Source organism: Caldicellulosiruptor sp. F32, from assembly GCF_000404025.1.
Classification (GTDB): Bacteria; Bacillota; Thermoanaerobacteria; order Caldicellulosiruptorales; family Caldicellulosiruptoraceae; genus Caldicellulosiruptor; species Caldicellulosiruptor saccharolyticus.
On record NZ_APGP01000104.1, the window covers coordinates 11,892 to 29,885 of the forward strand.

Below are 17,994 nucleotides of genomic sequence, written 5' to 3' on the forward strand. Positions count from 1 at the left end.
ATCTTAAAGATTTTTATTTTAGAAAGGAATCGGTAAAGTGAAAAAGATATCAGGTAGTCTCCAGTTCAAAATTATGGTATGTGCAATCTTTCTGATCATTCTTTCAAGCTTCCCGATTGGAATAGCCTCATACATAAAATCTGTCAAAATAGTGGAAAGCAAATTTGCATTTTCGCATCTTCATACTGTAAAACAGATTGCAAGCTCTCTTGAGCTTATTACAAATGATATAAAAGAAGCTTCGCTTTACTTTATTCAGAGTGGTGATTTGAGACAGCTTTTGAAATCTGACTTTAAAACTGACTTGTATGAACTTGAAAAGGCAAGGGTACATGTAAACGACTTTTTAACATACCTTGTTGGTGAAAAACCATATATCCATTCCATCTATATAATGGGTAAAAATAATACTATATTTGATACATATGGAATAAAAGATCAAACTTTGAATCTTTCAAATATCAACGTCCAGAGCTACGAATGGTACCCAAACGTTATAACAAGCAGGGCAGGAATATTAACTTATGTAATTTCCCTTGTTCGCCCTATAAGAGATATTAATAACTTCAAAAACCTAATCGGATATTTAGAGATAAACATTGATGAAAAAAGCTTGTTTGAAGAGGTAATACACTTGAGTTCAAATTTTTCTGAAAACTTTGTCATCTGTAACCAGAATTATTTTATTCTCAGCTCAACAGACAAGACTTTAATCGGAAAGAACCTTGCCAAGATGATTCCTACAAAACCTATGGAAAATTTTGAGCAAGGCTTTTTTTACACAAAACTTTCCAGCAAGACATTCCTTGTTACATACTCTACTATTAAGCCTCTTGGATGGAAGGTTGTGAGTTTTGTAGAAAAGGAAGACCTTGTTGCTGAAAACAGAGCTATACAAAGTTATCTTTTTATTACTATCCTTCTTGCCCTTTTTGCTGCATCTATTTTTCTTGTTTTCTTCCAAAATCGTATTCTTTTTCCCCTCAAACAGCTGAGAATCCTTATTGATCACATTTCAAACCAGAACTTTGATGTATACATGCAGCCAAAAGGAAATGATGAAGTGTCAAAGCTAATTCAAGCATTCAATAGCATGTCTGCAAAACTTAATGAACTTATGAACCAGGTTTACATTGCAACAATAAAGCAAAAAGAGGCAGAGTTAAAAGCGCTGCAAGAAAGAATCAATCCTCATTTTCTTTACAACACACTTGATACAATATACTGGACAGCTCGGCTTGAAGGTGCAAAAAAAGCATGCATCCTCGTTGAGGCACTCTCAAAACTTTTCAGGTCCATATTGGCAAACAAAAGCAACATCATAACTGTAAAAGAAGAGATAGAACATCTTAGCAGTTACATCCTAATACAAAAGGTTAGGTACCAGGACTTGATAGAATTTTCGTTAAACGTTCAAAGTCAAGCTCTATGCTATAAAACAGTAAAGCTTGTTTTGCAGCCAATTGTAGAAAATGCAATTTATCATGGTATAGAAAAAAGCGGAAAGAAGGGAAAAATAAGTATTGAAGTGTTTACAAAAGATGAAAAGCTTTATTTTATCGTGTCCGACACAGGAGCTGGTGCTCCAAAAGAGGTATTTGAAAGTGCTCTGAAGAATAATACAAATGGCAAAATAGGACTTAAAAATGTCAATGACAGAATAAAACTTGCGTTCGGAAATGAATACGGTATAGAAATCGAAAGCACACCAGGGCTTGGAACAAAGGTGACTGTTGTACAACCAGCTTTAAAAGAAGGTGATTTGAAATGATTAAAATGATTGTTGCTGATGATGAAAGGGTAATCAGAAAAGGAATAATATCCTCAATTGACTGGACCTCTTATGGAATTGAAATAGTAGGAGAAGCCTCAAATGGCCATGAAGCAGCACAGCTTTGCTTTTCAAAACAGCCAGACATTGTTCTTTTGGACATTAGAATGCCCATTTTGGACGGTCTTGAGGCTGCAAAGATCATAAAACAGAGTCTGCCGAATATAAAGATTGTGTTTCTTACTGGGTATGACGACGTGGAATACTTAAAGACAGCCCTAAAAGTTCGTGCATCTGATTATCTTCTTAAGCCTGTGAGCGCAGATGAGCTGGTCAAGACAGTTGTTGGGTTAAAGGACTCTATAATTGAGGAGCAGAAAAAGTCTTTTGAGACTATGCTTTATAAAAACATTGTGGAAGAGAACATATACGTTTTAAGGTCTTCGTTTTTAAAAAGTCTGTTTGCAAACCCTGAAATAGTACTTGACCCTGTAAAAGAAAGGCTTTTGAAAATCTCCTTAGAAGGTCCTTACTTTCAGGTGATTTTGGTTGTTGTTGAAGATATTTTTATGTTAATGGAATCTTCTGTGAACAAGAACAAAGAGTTTGTGCTAAATCTACTTGCAAACCTAATTGAAGAAGATATCTATGAAAAATATCGTGGATTTGTATTTTACGGTAGCTTTGGTGACAACACCTTGATTTTGATAGTAAACTTGAGTGAGCCAAAAGAAGTAGATGAAAAGCTTTTAAATCAAATAAAATCCAATGCAAAGAAGTATCTTAATGTTAAGATTTCATTTTCAAAAGGAATTGTTGTATCAAGCAAAAAACAGCTGCATTTATCTTTAAAAAGTGCAACTGATAGTAAGTTTTTGCCATCTCAGCTGACTGAAGACGAAGTCGAACTTTTAAATGCTTTTATGGCTCTTGATAAGGAAAAGACAGCTTTGCTGGTAAATAAGATTTTTGAAAAACTGGAAGATCAAGATGATAAAAGCTCTTTAGAAAACACTTATAAGAAGCTTTCTGACCTTATTTTGACAAAGGCAAAAGAAATTTGCCCTGTTTTAAAAGATGAGTTTGTCAAAAGCGCAGCCTTTTCTTTTAATAAACAAGAAAGTGAAAATATGAAAAAGAGCCTAATAGACTTTGCCCTCTCTTGTATTGACAAGATTCAGAATGTAAAAGAAAGCAGGCACAGAAAAATTATAAAAGATGCCATAAGTTACATTGAGAAAAACTATGCAAACCAAATATTACTTTCTGATATTGCTGAGGTATGCGGAATTTCTCCAAACTATTTTTGTAAAATATTCAAAGAAGAAACTGGAAAAAGTTTTGTGGACTTTTTGAATGAACTCAGGATAAACAAAGCAAAAGAGCTTCTTCTTTCTACAAATCTAAAATCTTATGAGGTTGCCGAAAAGGTTGGATTTAGCGACTATAAATATTTTTCGATGATATTCAAAAAATACACAGGAACGTCTCCAAGTAAGTTCAAAGAGGAAAGACAAAAATAAAAGCGTTTTCCCCTTTTTTGTGATATAATTTTGTGAAAGAGTTTGAAAAAATCTGTGTGGATAGTGTTATGGAACAAGAAAAAGTTATAGACCTAGCAAGAGAGTTTGTTGAGAGAATAAACAAAGAATGTGCAATAAAGTTTGCATATTTGTTCGGATCATTTGCAAAAGGGACATTTAACAATATGAGCGATGTTGACATCGCAGTTATGTTTGAAGAAGATATTCCTGCGATTGACGAAGCAATCTTAAGAGGTCTTTTGATAGAAGAGGGAAAAGCTGTGTTTAAAAGAGATGTTGATATTGTCAATCTGAAAAATGCCAATATTTTTTTAAAGTACAGCATAATCAAGGATGGGATAATTCTAAAAGACCATGAAGAAAGAAGCTTATTCGAAGCAAGTGTGCTCAGAGAATACCTTGATTTTAGCTATTATTCTGAAATATACAATCAAAAGATTCTTGAAAGCATAAAAAATAAAGAATTTTTTAAAAAAGACCAGAAGGATATTTAGCACAAAGAAGGTGGAAAATATGAAGGTTTTACTTTGCCAGATAAATCCCATTGTTGGGGATATTGAAGGCAATACAAAAAAGATAATAAGAATTATAAAATCGCACAGAGACGCAAAAATTCTTATATTTCCGGAACTTGCAATCTGCGGATATCCTCCAAAAGACCTCTTGTTTCAAAAAGATTTTATAGAGGCTGTTGATAAGGCAGTAGAAAAAATTGCAAAAGAAGTGGAAGACAGTTTTGTTGTTGTCGGTAGCCCAACAAAGAGTCATCATGTTTCGAAACTTTTCAATAGCGCTATTATCTTCCATCAAGGCAGGATTGAAAAGATTATACACAAAACTCTTTTGCCCTCTTATGATGTATTTGATGAAAACAGGTACTTTATCCCAAGCCCTGCAAGAGAGGTTGTGACTATTGAAGGGATAAACTTTGGTATAAGCATATGCGAGGATATATGGAATATAAACAACGATGAAAATGCAATGTATGACATAAATGTACTTGATGAGCTTTCTCAAAAGGGTGCAAAGGTGTTTATAAACCTTTCGGCATCACCCTATCACTACACAAAACTTGAAACTCAGAGGCTAAAAGTTTTGAAAGAGGCTGCAACAAAGTATGGCACTGCAGTTATATATGTGAATCAGGTTGGCGGGAATGATGAGCTGATATTTGACGGAAACAGTGTAGTGGTCAGCTCAGACGGCAGGCTGGTAGCAAAAGCAAAAGAGTTTGAAGAAGACATATTGGAAATTGAACTTGAAAAGATTGATAAAATGCCTGAAATTGAAATACATGAAGACATCTCGTGGATTAAAAAAGCACTGGTGCTTGGAATAAGAGATTACTTTGAAAAGACAGGAATAACCAAAAAGGCAGTAGTAGGTCTTTCTGGAGGAATTGACTCGTCAGTTGTTTGCTGTTTGGCAGTTGAAGCGCTTGGGCCTGAAAATGTGCTTGGTGTTGCCATGCCATCGCGATATTCTTCAGAGCACAGTATAAAAGACGCAAAAAGCTTAGCTGAAAACCTTGGAATTGAGTTTAGAATATATCCAATTGAAGATGTTTTCAAAGCATACTTGAGGATGTTCAACACAAGTGAAATGCCCTTGCAAGACCTTGCAGAAGAGAACATACAAGCGCGAATTCGCGGAAATATCCTCATGTTTATATCAAATAGGGAAAACAGGTTAGTACTCACAACTGGTAACAAGTCAGAGCTTGCAGTTGGATACTGCACGCTTTATGGTGATATGGCAGGCGGGCTTGCAGTTATATCAGATTTGCCAAAAATGCTTGTGTATGAGCTTGCAAGGTATATAAACAGGGAAAGAGAAATAATACCTCACAACGTTTTAGTAAAACCACCATCTGCAGAGCTCAGGCCCAACCAAAAAGATCAAGACAGTCTTCCACCGTATGAAATCTTAGACCCTATTTTGGTTGCATATATTGAGGAGTTAAAAAGTGTGGATGAAATAGTCCAGATGGGCTATCCTAAAGATCTTGTTTTAAAGATTATCAAAATGGTAGAAAGAGCAGAGTATAAGCGAAAACAGGCAGCACCAGGCTTGAAAGTGACATCAAAAGCATTTGGTTTTGGCAGGCGCATGCCAATTGTTCAAAGGTGGGTGTAAATAAAAGCCAAAGGGGCCTTCAATCTTCACCTTAAATTTTTAAAAAAAGTTTGGACGGCCCCTTGGATTTTTTATTCTCAATAGTTCTTTGCAATCTTAACCGTTCCATTAAGGTTGACAATCTCAATCAAATTTTTGCCAGAATCAAGGTCTATATAGTAATGCTTACCTGTTTTTATCATATTAAAATTGGATTGGACCTTACCATTTGCATTGACTTTAATGCGAGCTCTTATATTTTTACCAACAAGGAAGGTTACATTTCCCTCACCCAAGCTGACAAACGACGAAAGACCAAAGCCATCAAGCTCATCAATCTTGGCATTTATGTTTCCTTTTGTGCCTATCACCTTAAAAACGCCCGCCTTCTCAACCTTAAGATTTATATTCCCATTTCCGTTGTTTATTGAAAAATCACCATTTACATAGTCAAGTCTTATATTTCCTTCGCCGTTTTTTACTTCTATTGAGGCCTTTGCATCTGTAATTGTGATATTGCCTTTGCCGTTTACTATGTATATTGAACCATCTTGTATATCTGAGATGCTAACATTACCGTTGCTGTTTTGGACAAGCACCTTGCACTTTTCAGGAAGGAAAACCTCAAACTCAAACTCTTTCTTAGGATTTGAGAGTGTATTTGCTAAAATGGCTTCACCACTGTAAGCTCTTGCTTTTATATATAGTCTGTCAAGCGTATTCTCAATCTTTATTTCCATGTCATCAAAGGTCTTTTCAATTTCTGACTTTGTAAGCAATTTAGATGAAGAAGTTTTATCATCAACATTCCAAAATATCTTTTTGACATATCGAACTGTGGCGCTTTTTAACTCTTTTTTCCCTCTTATAATTACGTTTGAATTGTCACAGTCAAGAAAAAATGCCTTGCCTTTGAAATTGAAAATCTCCCACCTTCCTTCTTTTGAATACTCTTTGACATTAGGCTCAGAGCGTTTGCAGCCACTCAGAAGTGTCAAAATCAAGACAAATACCAGGAAAATCCTGGGTTTCATGCAAAAGTCCCCCTTGAGTTTGCGAAAAGAAACAAAGGTATAGACTTTATATAAAAATTGTATAACAAATAATATAAAATGTATACTGCCCCCTGTACAACTTTGTTAGATTTATCTAAGCTCTCAAGGGGTTTTGTTGTCAAATCTCAACAGTCCAAGCATACCTATCTTCCTGGATGAATATATAAAGTTTGCTATCACCTTTTTCAACAACCTTTTTTGTTATTTCACGATTACTACTGCTTAGCTGATCGAAATAGTTAAGTACAATATACTTTGCTATATTTGGATTTTGTGTAATTCTTTCAATTAAGCAGCTGATGTATATCTGGTCGTTCTTTGACAAAATCCTATCACTTAATTCTTTTATCTCTGAGATGTCCAGCACATCCTCTTTTTTGATCGATGACAAAATCAAAACCTCTGGTATTCTATACTCTCCAAACCTATACCTTTTAAAATTTACAATAGAGTTCACATACATCTTGTTAAGCTCCTCGTTTTTTGTAAGCTGGAATGCTGTCCAAAGGTCGTAATTTGCTATATATGAACTTTCTGTGTCTACTCTCACAGCAACAAAGTCTCCAAAAATTGGCTCAGGACTTAAAAACCCCGAAATACACTTTACATTAATTCCCCAAAGGCCAATCTTTTTATTGTAGTCATTTTCTATACTAAGTCCATTTTCAACTATCATCTTTTTCTTCCCTGGTTCTACCTGAACAAAGGCAATCATTTTTAAACCCCTCCACAATCTTTTGTACTTCATATGCCACCTCTTTTAGTTTAAATGGCTGTTTTTTTAGCTTTTCACAAAACCTTTCAAGCTGCAAAAGGCTACCAAACACAAGACAGTCAGAACTCTCAACCGAATGGTCAATACACCCCTTGTTTACAACAGCGTCCGAGCCAATGGAGAGCATTGTCTGCTTGATAATATTTGCCTGTGTTGGTGTGAGGTTTTCTATGTATATGTGAAGATATATCATTTTTCTCAGAAGGTATTCTTTTGCGTACTTGTCTGGACCTATCTTTTCAATATACTCTTTTAACGTTCTGACATCATTGCTAATTAAATAACACCTCAATTTTTATCCTGCTCCTTTTTTCAAAGATTTTATACTTTTAATTTTACCCTACAAATCTTCACATTTTTATAGTAATAAAAGAGAATTTCTTTATAATTTTTCCCCTGCCTTGCAAGGTAGTTTGCACCCCACTGGCTCATACCCAAACCATGCCCATATCCTTTTGTTTTTATTTCAATACCCCTTTGCTGAGGGTATATCCAAAATTCTGTTGAATAAAGCCCAAAGATTGACCTGAACTCATTTCCGTTCATGGTGACATTCCCTACTTTTATTGTCTTTACCCTTTGTGTGTTTGTTCTTTGTAAAACCTTAACCTGGGAAGAAATCTTTCTTGTGTCAAACTTTAAGTTTGGATAAAAATTCTTGATCCTTTTTACAAACTCATCATAAGGAAAATAAAACTCGCCACTGAATTTTGGACATGCCTCTTCACCACGGCTAACAACGCTTTGCAGGTACGGAACGCTCTGCCCAAACACCTCTTTGGCATCTTCTGTTCTGCCACCTGAGGCTGCGTGAAAAAGACTGTCTATAATCTCCCCGTTGTATGCCAAAACCTCGCCTTTTGTTGCCATCACAGCCAAGTATATTTTTTTGTAGTACTTGTCAAAGTTCTTGCCCCACCTTTGTTTCATCTGGTTTATATCGATATATGCCTGGCAGTGAGAATAGTCATCGCAAAGATACACCTTTTGCTTTTCGTATCCTTTATGCAGAATCTTTTTTGAAATCTTTCGTGCTGCATATGTGCGGCAAGCAACTGCCTGCGCTTTCAGTGCCTCGGTTGCGAACTCTGCTGGCATCTCAGCTGCAACAGCTCCAATCACATACTCTTCTAAAGACATTCTCTCAACCTTTTTTGTGCTTTTTCTGAGTACATTTACATAAATCTGCTTCTTTGAACTGTCACCTTTTTTGTTTTCAAAACTCCTTGACACAACCTTGCTGCCCCTATTTTTTGTAGCTGGAACTGGAAGCTGACTTTTTCCAACATTTTGTTTTCCATAGTTTGTCCAGTTTGATAGAATGCTTGCAAAGAGAAAAACTACCACAGTAGCTCCCATGAGAAACCTGTCTACAACAAAAACTTTCTTAACTTGCCTTTTCATCACCTTTTTTTTCACTTACACCCCCAACTTTTAAAACAATTAATGTCACATCGTCTTTGATACCATAAGAGTTTGAAATTGCCCATTCAAAGATTTGTTTAGTTGCGCTCTGGGTTGACAAAAACTCATGTGAAGAAAGATAGTCAAGAAGCGCTTTTTGACCATCCTCGCCTAACAGCTCTAAAAGCCCATCTGAACACATAAATATCATGTCACCTTTTTCAAGTTTGTGATTTATATACTCAAACTGAGTCTCTGTTTCAATCCCAACAGGCAATGAGTTTGAAGAAATTTCAAAAACCCTGTTTGCGCGTTTGAGATACGTTGGCATTGCACCTGCTTTTAAAAACTCACAGGAAAGATTGAACCTGTCTATGCAGACAATATCAACAGATGCGAACCCTTCAGTGTTTTTGATTGCAAGCAATGAGTTTATAAACTTTAATGCAATTTTCCTGTCAAACCCTAAGCTTGTGAACTTTTTGAGTGCGTCTATTACAATAAAACTGTTATCTGCGGCAGCCTTGCCTGTTCCCATACCATCTGAGATACAGGCTAAAAACTTCCCGTCTTTTAGCTGCAAAAAGCACACTCTATCGCCATTTACATTCTCTTTGCTTTTTGAAAAGATGGCATAGTCAATTATCACATTTGGTTTTTTTATGATAGATATAGTATAACCGCCAGTTTGCTTTGGCACCTCTGAGATTATTTCAATATCGCATTTAACAATCTCCTTTACAATTTCTTCTATTTCTTTTTTTCGCGGCGGTTTGAAGCCTTCTTTAAGCTCAATCTCAACTTGAAAATAATCATCAGCTAACGTAAAATCTACCTTTTCGACTTCATATCCAAACCTGCAAAGTTCAAGTTCTATCTCTTTAGCAGTTCCCCTGTCCTGTTTTAGGTCTTTTTCCACCATCTTTGCAGCATCAGCCACAATGTCTTTTATAAGCTCTATCTGGTTTTTAAACGCACTCTCCTTTTGAACCCCATCGTTTCTCACAAGTTTTGAGTATTTTAAAGACTCCAAAAATCCATTTACAACAACCACAAACTCTTTTGATTTAAAACATGTAAATTTAAAAACTTTGAGGTCGCTTTCGTCAAGCTTTCCCTTCTTCAATATTATATTTTTCATCTCATTTAAGTTATGATTGGTTTGAGTATAATAGTACTGCCAGCATGTTTGAAGATTTGAACAGCCGCTGCAAAGTTTGTGACATGTTTGTTCAATAATGTTCTTTGCTTCATCTTTGCTTATTATAGGTATCACCTTTTGATAAGAGGTGTCTCCAAAGTTTTCAAGTAAAGAGGCAATACCAAAAATTTTTTCCTTAATCATCTTTTGAATCTCCTCCCCTTCATTATTGTCATTAATTAGAATCTTTTCAAGCGGAAATATGCAAAACAGAGCTGAGGCAATCAAAATTTCTCTTAACTTAACAGTTGGGTTTGAGGATATGTAAAATACTGATATTACATATCCACAAAAACCGCCTAAGACTATTCCTATCTTGCCAAAACCTTTCATAACCCCGGCAAGAAGGGCTGCAAACGCAAAGATACATGACATCTCTATGCTGCTTCCCTCTTTAATGCTGTCAAGAAGACCAACCACAAACCCCATTGTAGTTGACATTATCATGCCATGGCCAAAAGAGATTATAAAAAGCAGAATGAAAAATAAAATTTTCTTTACATCCACAACAGAGTCAAATGTACTGCTAAGCCCTAAAAAGCTCAGAGCCAGAACTCCTATGGTAATAGCCGCCTGCTCGCTTGAAAACTGTTTTTTTGAACCAATAGTATCAAAAAACCTTTCAAACAAAAGTACAAAGCAGTAGCAAAAAAGTGATTCTAAAAGAAGATACAAAACTTCTACTGGCACTCCTTTGAATATACTAATTGAAAGTACTCCACCAACAAATACACTCCCTGCTGCAATTACAGCTCTTATGTAGACATTAAATTCAAAAAAATGATTGACAGTAGTAACTACCAGGATTGAAACTACATATTTTAGTATTGAGGACATGCTTAAAGCTGAGATTATCCCAAAGATTGAAAACAATGCTGCTAAATAGTAGATGTAGTCTTTTTTCTTGAAGCTACTGAGATAAGAAGTTGAAAAAAAGCTTGTTGAAAAAAGGTCACACCTTCCAAGCAGAAAGGCCAAAATCAAAAGAAAATACTCTTCTGCATTGAAAAAAAATAGGCTTCTTGAACCTTCTGACTGTCCCTTCTTTAAGCTTTGTCTTTTAAACTCCAAAACTTCTATCTTGTCCAAAGCAAATCAATCTCCTCTCTTTTAAATCTTTTGTGTAACATAAAATCTACACTATAAACTGTGGCACTTTGTGTTGTAATCGGAAGGTTTACTAAAACTTTTTTCCGACAAAATCCAAAAAGAAGCCCAAAAATAAAAAAAGGTACGGGATTTTTACTCTCCCGCACCTTTAAAAAAGCCCAAAAAGCTCTCTACAATTCAGTTTTTGCGTTTATTTCCCCATCTTCTCTTTTAGTTTTTGAAGCTCATCTAAAATATCTGCATCACTATTTTCAAGCTCCTTAAATTTATCTTCTAATGTCTTTGTGCTATTTAGAAGCTCTTCTTGAGCCTGTGCCCTTGCTTCTTTCTGCTCTATCTTCTGAGCGTACTTTTCAAACGACTCAAACGCAGATGTATCTGTTAATTTGCTCATTGTGTGGGTAATGGTAATCTGAGCATCTGCCCTTTTTGACTTTGCAATCAGCAAATCTCTTCTTCTCTTTGCTTCTTCAATCTTGTCTTCTAACATCTTAAGACCACTTTTGAGTTTCTCAACCGCCTCATGCTGAGCTTCATACTGTTTCTGGTACTCCTGAGCAAGTCTTTCATGCTCTCTTTTTCTCTTGAGAGCCTCAACAGCAAGCTCATCCTCGCCTTTCGAAACTGCAAGCTCAGCCTTCTTTTGCCAATCCTCGGCTGCCTTCCTGTTTTCCTCAACCTTCTTTTCCAAAAGCTTTTCATCTGCCAAGGCATTTGCAACCTCAGCCCTTGCTTTTTGAAGCTGGTCTTCCATGTCCTCAATGAGCTGATTGAGCATCTTTTCAGGGTCGGCAGCCTTTTCAATCAAATCGTTGATGTTTGCCTTAAGTAACTGAGCAATCTTTTGAAAAACACCCATTTCAAGTTACCCCCTGTTTTTGAAATTTTTATTTAATCAAAATTTGTAGCACATAATTAGCATCTGTCAAAAAAGTCATCAAAAAAGTCTTTAAAAGACCTTTTCAAAAAATCCTCTTTTCTGTCAGGAAAGCTTTTTAAAACAATATTTCGTGCAAGGCTTTCGGCCTCAATGTAGCGTTTTTTAAACTCATCAAAGTTACATTCATAATAAAGGTCTTTCAACCTCTCTTTATAACTTTCTAACATATTAAAGTCGTATTTGTTTGATATCCTTGAACTTGCCTTTTCTAAAAAGCTTGAAAAACTCTCTAAAAGCCTTTTGCACTCTGATGCATCTTTTTTGAAGTTTGATATCAACATACTCAAAATCTCGAGCTCTTTTTCAACTACTTCCTGTCTTGCACCACTTTGAATAAGTCTTTCTACTTGGTCAATCTTCAGGTCAATCTTGTAAAACTTCATACCAACATTGTCGTATTCTGTCCTAAGCTCTGCAAATTTGTCAACAATAGCCTTGCTGTAAGTTTTCTCATAAGTCTTTTCTTTAAAAAGGCCAGAGTCAAGTTTTGAAAACTTGTCTAAAAACTCTTCAATTAAAATTAGTTTTCCAACATCTTCCGATATTTTTAGTCTTGCCAAAAGCTCATCATATTCCTTTTTGATGTTCTCCGCAAGCCTGGGCAATTTTGCTAAAATCAATGGATACTTTTCTTCAAATTCATTTGTCACAAAACTAATCAAATTTGTCAAATACTTTTCTTTTTTGTCCTCAGGCAAGTTTTTGTAATATTCTATCTTCTCATCAAGTCTTTTTATACCCTCTATTTTTTCTTTTAAAACATCCTCTGAATAGACATTTTCATATATTTCATTTATTCTATTTTTTAAATCCTGCTTATTTTTAACAGCCTCAAGCTCTCTGTCAATCTTTTCTTTTCTTTCAATCTCTTTTTCCAATATTGCCTCTGAGTTTTTCAAGACCTCTTCTATAAAATCTAAATCATTTTTTATTATTCTGTAGATGTTAAGAAAAGTTTTAAGCTCACTTTCTGAGTAGCTTTTCTTTATCCCATCATAATACTCTTTCAAATAAGTAAAGTTTAAAGTTGCATTGTTAAACCTCTCCTCTACTTCCTTATAGCTCATAGTTAGCTTTAAATACGGCAATTTTTCTTCTGCCTCTAAAATCCTCTTTGAAATATTTTGGTAATACTCCTCAACAAGCTGGAGATTTTTCAGCCTCTCAAATCTTTTTTGCCTTCTTCTTATAATTAAGATTACAATGAATACAGCACCTACAGCGGCAATCAAGGCTAAGATGCTCAAGAATGTTTGAATATAAAACTCTTTTGAAAAGCGAATCTCAACTGAATCTCCACCGAAACTTGAGAAAAATCCTCCCCACATCTTTAAAATCCTCTCTTTTCCAAATAAACATTAGAAATTGAAAATATTTTCTATATTCACTTTCATATCTTCAAAGGCAGCTGACACAGCAATGCCTGTTTGAGAAAGTGCTATATGTTCAATATATACTCCATTTTCTAAAACGAATATCTGTAGCGATTTGTTGCGCGGATTTACTATCCAGTATTCTAAAACCCCAAACCTGCTGTAAAGCTGCATTTTTTTAATGTAATCAACCGAAGCTGTTGTAGGCGATAGCACCTCAACAATGAGTTTAGGAACTCCTTTGTAACCTTCATCGGTGATTTTACTTTTGTCACAAATCACTACAATATCTGGCTGAACAACGTGCCTCTCATTTTTCTCTTTGTCCTCAAACACAACATTAAATGGTGATATTACAGGAATACATTCTCTGCCCTCAAAATACCTCATAAATTCAATGTTTAATTTTGATATTACCATCTGGTGCTCAAAAGAGGGAGATGCCAAATAATAAATCTCACCGTCTATAAACTCTGCTCTTTTCTCAGAAGAAATTCTCAAAAACTCTTCATAGGTACACTTTTTATTCTCAGCAAGCATATTCTAATCACCTTCAATTTTACTCTTCATATATCATTTTAATTGTCATACCGCCATCTACAATTAAGTTTGTACCTGTGATAAAACTGCTCTTTTGTGATGTCAAAAATAAGATTGTATTTGCAATGTCCTCAGGTCTACCTACCCTGCCTGCCGGGTGCTGAAGATGGTCTATCTCGCGCAAATTTGGCTTGTGGCGATACTTTCTTTTTTTGTAAGATGAGGTGTCTATCCACCCCGGGCTTATTGCGTTTACCCTGATTTTCTTAGGTGAAAGTGAAACTGCCAAAGAATGAGTTAGCGCTAAAATTCCTCCTTTTGATGCAGAATAAGGCTCTGTGTTAGGCTCTGACATGAGCGCCCTTGTTGAGGCAATATTAACTATACTACTCCCTTCTTTCATGAAAGGCAAAAGGTACTTTACCATAAGATATGGTGCGCGAAGGTTTACATTTATCACATAATCCCACTCTTCAACTGTCCGCTGCGAAATTGGCTTTGTTGAAGAAACTGCTGCATTGTTTACAAGAATGTCAATCCATTTGTAATTTCGACCAATCTCCTGACAAGTGCTTTCAATATCCTCCGCATCTGCTAAATTGCATTCAAAAAACTGTATTTTTCCTTCATACCCTTTGAAAAAGTCTTCCATTGCATCCTCAATTGCTTCTCTATCAACGTCAATTGCTGCAACTCTTGCCCCATTTTTAAGAAAAGATAGGGCTGTTACAAGACCAATTCCCTGGGCAGCACCTGTAATAACAACTATTTTGCCCTCAAACTCTGGCATATTTAAAAATTCCATACCCAAATTTCACACCTTTCACATTGAATTTTTAAGCTCTCTGTAGAGCTCAAGAACTGTCTTTTTAAACACTGGGTGGACAAAATCTGGTGCTATTTCAATCAGTGGCAGGAGCACAAACTCTCGCTTGTGTAACTCTGGATGAGGAATTTTCAAATTCTCCTGCTCTATTGTAGCAGAGTCATAAAATAAAATGTCTATATCAATGTTTCTCGGACCCCATTTAAAAAGCCTTTTTCTGCCCATCTTCTCTTCTATACTCAGCACAAAATCTAAAAGCTCAGCGGGTGAAAGCTGTGTCTTACCCATTACACAGCAGTTTAAAAACTTTGGCTGCTCTACATACCCGTAAGGCTCTGTCTCAATAATCTTTGAGACCTTTTCAATTTCTACCTTTTCTTTTAAATACTCTATTGCCATCTCTATATTCTTCTGCCTGTCACCAAGGTTGCTCCCAAGCCCTAAAAAAATAGTTATCTTCTGTGACACTTTCAATAACTTCCTTCCTTTGTGCTGATTTATTCTTTTAGCTCTTCAAAAAGCTTGCTAATTCTCTTTTGTCTATTTTCTGTCTCTTTTTTGTCAATCTCTATCAAAAGCACATCTCCTTCTTTTGCACCCTGAGGAATTATGTCAATCGGCACATTTACAATCTTCCCATCCTCAAGCTCAAGTACTGCAAACTTACCTTCAAACCTGTCAATTACAACCTTCATTTTTTTATCCACATCCCTTCTCCTTAGCTATTTATAATAGCTTCTGTCATCAAGATTGCTCTTTTGTTCTCTTTCACATCGTGCACTCTTACAAATTCAATCCTCTTTAGTGCACAAATTGTCGAAATTGCAATTGTCCCTTCAAGCCTATCTTGAGGTGGAAGCCCTCCTAACACAGTACCAATTGTAGATTTTCTTGACGCACCAATCAAAATTGGCCTTCCAAGAACTTTGAACTCTTCACATCTTCTTATTATTTCTAAATTGTCCTCAAGCCTTTTCCCAAACCCTATCCCTGGGTCTAAGATGATGTTCTCAAGCTCAACCCCTGCTTTGAGTGCCTCATCAATCCTTTTTTCAAAAAACTGCAAAATCTCTTCTATAACATCTTCATAATAGGGGTTTTGCTGCATATCCTTGGGCGTGCCTTTTATGTGCATGATAATAATAGGAACATTATATTCTGCTGCTACCTTGAACATGTCTTTGTCAAATGTGCCACCGCTAACATCATTTATTATGTCAGCACCAGCCTCTATTGCCTTTCTTGCAACAGAACTTTTATAAGTGTCAATGGAGATTGGAATGTCCTTGCTAACAGTTCTTATTGCTTCAATTGCAGGAATAACCCTCTTTAGCTCCTCATCTTCTGGCACTGGTTCTGAAAATGGTCTTGTTGACTCTCCTCCAACATCAATCACATCTGCCCCGTCTTGAATCATTTCAAGTGCTTTTTGGGAAACCCCAGCCAAGTCAACTCTTGAGCCTTCATAAAAAGAGTCTGGCGTGACATTTATTATACCCATCACATTTGTCTTAAGAAGATTTATGACCTTGTCCTTTGCTTGAAGCATTCTTTGTGAAATAGCAAAATCAGCTTCAAAGCTGCACTCAAAACCCTCCTCAGCAAGATAACACTTTGTTTTTTCAAAATTAGACTTTGAAGTTGTAGCAAAGGCAATATCATCTTTTGTAACTACATAATAACCAAGGTCTGAAAGAAGCTTTACAAAGTGCGAAATATCTTTGACATTTTCAAATTTTAAAACTACACTATTTGCTCTTTTTTCAAAATCTAAAATCTCCTTCTCATCAAACCCTTTTTGATACATAATTTTCTTTATATTTGCATCTTTTGAAATAAATCTCAATTTATTTTCACCACCTTATTGTCACCTCTCCAGTTTGGATTTTTATTTCTCTGCTATCCTGTACACAGATAAGCTCACCATTTTGGCCTATGTCTTTACAAAACACCTTTTTCTCGCCATTTATGATAATCTCTTTGCCAAGGTTTATGCAATAGCTTTTATACTCATCCCTAAAATGGGGAAAACCATACTTTTTAAAATTCTCAAGCTCGTTTTCAAATTCTTTTAAGATTTCAATAATTATTTTTGTCCTGTCAAAGTCCATCCCCATCTCCTTCCTTAATGTGGTTGCAATCTCAAGAAGTTCATCTGGAAGGCTTGCTGCATTTACATTAAGACCTATTCCAATGATGACATTTCCTCTACCTTCGATCTCACCTGAAAGCTCTGTCAAAATCCCACATACCTTTTTGCCATTCAAAAGGATATCATTTGACCACTTGATAAAACTTTGAACTGTATATTTTCTCAAAACCCTGTTGACAATAAGCCCTGTAAAGAGTGTAAGCGGAACCACCTTTTCTATGTCAATGACCTCAAGCCTCAGAAAAATAGACATCTTAACTCCTTTTTCCAAGTCAGTCCAGCTTCTGCCAAGCCGTCCTCTGCCAGCATTCTGTCTTTCTGCATATACAACTGTTGCTGACTTCAAGCTTTCTTGATTTTCTTTTACATAGTTGTTTGTTGAGTCTATTTGCGGAAAATATAAGAAATCCTTGAACAACTCAGACTTTGAGATGAAATCTTCTATCTCCCAAACTCTTATTATGTCTTTGTCAACAAGCTGATAGCCTTTTTTCTTATAAGATGCTATTGCAAAGCCCATCTCTTGCAGGCTTTTTATTCTTTTATTTACTGCCATACGGCTGATTTCTAGTTCTTTTGCAAGATTTTCGCCTGAGACAAAGTCTTCTTCACAGAGCTTTTTTAATATGTATATTGACTTTTTGTCCATGGCTTTCAAAAAATCCCTTCCTTTTTGAAGAATCAAATCTCTTTGTTTAGAGGCCTCTTTTAAGCTTATTAATTTTGCTCACTTTTTAGTTTCAAGAGCCCCTCTTTGCAATACCCCAAGGAAAACCACTCACAGCTTCTGCAGATACTCTCAAATTCCTGGGTTGAGAGCTTTTTTATTACTTTGTAAATCTCATTTGGCAAAACACTGTCAAAATTGCTAATACCGTTTTTGCAAAGAAACTCCCTAAGCTTTACATCAAAGTTTTTCACCTTATCTTCTGCTGCGCAAATACCATCCACAAGTCTTGGACATTTTTGGCATATAACATCTGGGTGTGTGACAAGTATGACTTTTTGGCCTTCAGTAAAAACCTTCTCATACACCTTTCTAAAATTATCCACAAACTCCTTGTTATAACCAAGTCCTCTAAAGCCAAGAAAACACAAAAGATGGTGAAATCTTAATTCTATCATGAAACTTGACTTATAACGCCTACAATTGATTTAATTTAATTATACCACTTTCACCCAAAGTAC

At 35.7% G+C, this 17,994-nt stretch carries 18 protein-coding genes; 4 read left to right on the forward strand and 14 right to left on the reverse strand.

All coding sequences use genetic code 11. The features are described 5' to 3' along the window. Window positions 1–37: 37 nt before the first annotated feature. From H964_RS09380 to H964_RS09395, 4 genes are all read left to right on the forward strand, one after another. Entirely contained in the window at window positions 38–1,771 is a 1,734-nt protein-coding gene (locus H964_RS09380) for a sensor histidine kinase (protein ID WP_039767015.1), read from the forward strand. After that, on the forward strand, window positions 1,768–3,294 hold the full coding sequence (locus H964_RS09385; RefSeq protein WP_039767017.1) for a response regulator transcription factor: 1,527 nt from the start codon (window positions 1,768–1,770) through the stop codon (window positions 3,292–3,294). The genes H964_RS09380 and H964_RS09385 overlap by 4 nt, the downstream gene beginning before the upstream one ends. 68 nt (window positions 3,295–3,362) lie before the next feature. After that, window positions 3,363–3,809: a type VII toxin-antitoxin system MntA family adenylyltransferase antitoxin gene (gene mntA / locus H964_RS09390; protein ID WP_039767018.1), complete on the forward strand. Its 447-nt coding sequence runs from the start codon at window positions 3,363–3,365 to the stop codon at window positions 3,807–3,809. A 19-nt stretch (window positions 3,810–3,828) separates the two neighbouring features. After that, a complete protein-coding gene (locus H964_RS09395; RefSeq protein ID WP_039767019.1) occupies window positions 3,829–5,451 on the forward strand; it encodes an NAD+ synthase in 1,623 nt (540 codons plus the stop codon). A 77-nt stretch (window positions 5,452–5,528) separates the two neighbouring features. Here H964_RS09395 and H964_RS09400 read toward each other — a convergent pair whose 3' ends face one another. From H964_RS09400 to H964_RS09465, 14 genes are all read right to left on the reverse strand, one after another. Then, window positions 5,529–6,464, reverse strand: coding sequence for a hypothetical protein (locus tag H964_RS09400; protein WP_011915736.1), 936 nt, complete (start codon window positions 6,462–6,464; stop codon window positions 5,529–5,531). A gap of 139 nt (window positions 6,465–6,603) precedes the next feature. Further along, window positions 6,604–7,200, reverse strand: coding sequence for a hypothetical protein (locus H964_RS09405; RefSeq protein ID WP_039767020.1), 597 nt, complete (start codon window positions 7,198–7,200; stop codon window positions 6,604–6,606). After that, window positions 7,151–7,552 (reverse strand): hypothetical protein, encoded by a 402-nt coding sequence (locus tag H964_RS09410; RefSeq protein WP_039767021.1) that lies wholly within the window; start codon window positions 7,550–7,552, stop codon window positions 7,151–7,153. Before H964_RS09410 ends, H964_RS09405 begins: the two co-directional genes overlap by 50 nt. A 29-nt stretch (window positions 7,553–7,581) precedes the next feature. After that, complete coding sequence (gene spoIID / locus H964_RS09415; RefSeq protein ID WP_237738265.1) at window positions 7,582–8,664, reverse strand: stage II sporulation protein D; 1,083 nt, start codon at window positions 8,662–8,664, stop codon at window positions 7,582–7,584. Further along, a complete protein-coding gene (locus H964_RS09420; RefSeq protein ID WP_039767024.1) occupies window positions 8,648–10,954 on the reverse strand; it encodes a SpoIIE family protein phosphatase in 2,307 nt (768 codons plus the stop codon). Before H964_RS09420 ends, spoIID begins: the two co-directional genes overlap by 17 nt. A gap of 211 nt (window positions 10,955–11,165) precedes the next feature. Next, on the reverse strand, window positions 11,166–11,834 hold the full coding sequence (locus H964_RS09425; protein WP_011915731.1) for a PspA/IM30 family protein: 669 nt from the start codon (window positions 11,832–11,834) through the stop codon (window positions 11,166–11,168). Between the two features lie 56 nt (window positions 11,835–11,890). Further along, window positions 11,891–13,243, reverse strand: coding sequence for a hypothetical protein (locus H964_RS09430; protein WP_039767026.1), 1,353 nt, complete (start codon window positions 13,241–13,243; stop codon window positions 11,891–11,893). A gap of 30 nt (window positions 13,244–13,273) precedes the next feature. After that, on the reverse strand, window positions 13,274–13,828 hold the full coding sequence (locus H964_RS09435; RefSeq protein WP_039767028.1) for a Uma2 family endonuclease: 555 nt from the start codon (window positions 13,826–13,828) through the stop codon (window positions 13,274–13,276). 19 nt (window positions 13,829–13,847) lie between these two features. After that, complete coding sequence (locus H964_RS09440; protein WP_156823681.1) at window positions 13,848–14,633, reverse strand: SDR family oxidoreductase; 786 nt, start codon at window positions 14,631–14,633, stop codon at window positions 13,848–13,850. A gap of 18 nt (window positions 14,634–14,651) precedes the next feature. After that, complete coding sequence (gene folK, locus H964_RS09445) at window positions 14,652–15,122, reverse strand: 2-amino-4-hydroxy-6-hydroxymethyldihydropteridine diphosphokinase (protein ID WP_039767055.1); 471 nt, start codon at window positions 15,120–15,122, stop codon at window positions 14,652–14,654. 29 nt (window positions 15,123–15,151) lie between these two features. Next, a complete protein-coding gene (locus H964_RS09450) occupies window positions 15,152–15,361 on the reverse strand; it encodes a DUF3006 domain-containing protein (RefSeq protein ID WP_333782455.1) in 210 nt (69 codons plus the stop codon). Window positions 15,362–15,372: 11 nt separating this feature from the next. After that, complete coding sequence (gene folP, locus H964_RS09455; RefSeq protein ID WP_083931517.1) at window positions 15,373–16,500, reverse strand: dihydropteroate synthase; 1,128 nt, start codon at window positions 16,498–16,500, stop codon at window positions 15,373–15,375. A 7-nt stretch (window positions 16,501–16,507) separates the two neighbouring features. Continuing rightward, on the reverse strand, window positions 16,508–17,455 hold the full coding sequence (locus H964_RS09460) for a biotin--[acetyl-CoA-carboxylase] ligase (protein WP_039767062.1): 948 nt from the start codon (window positions 17,453–17,455) through the stop codon (window positions 16,508–16,510). Window positions 17,456–17,523: 68 nt separating this feature from the next. After that, window positions 17,524–17,931, reverse strand: coding sequence for a DUF1284 domain-containing protein (locus H964_RS09465; RefSeq protein WP_039767030.1), 408 nt, complete (start codon window positions 17,929–17,931; stop codon window positions 17,524–17,526). Between the last annotated feature and the right edge of the window lie 63 nt (window positions 17,932–17,994).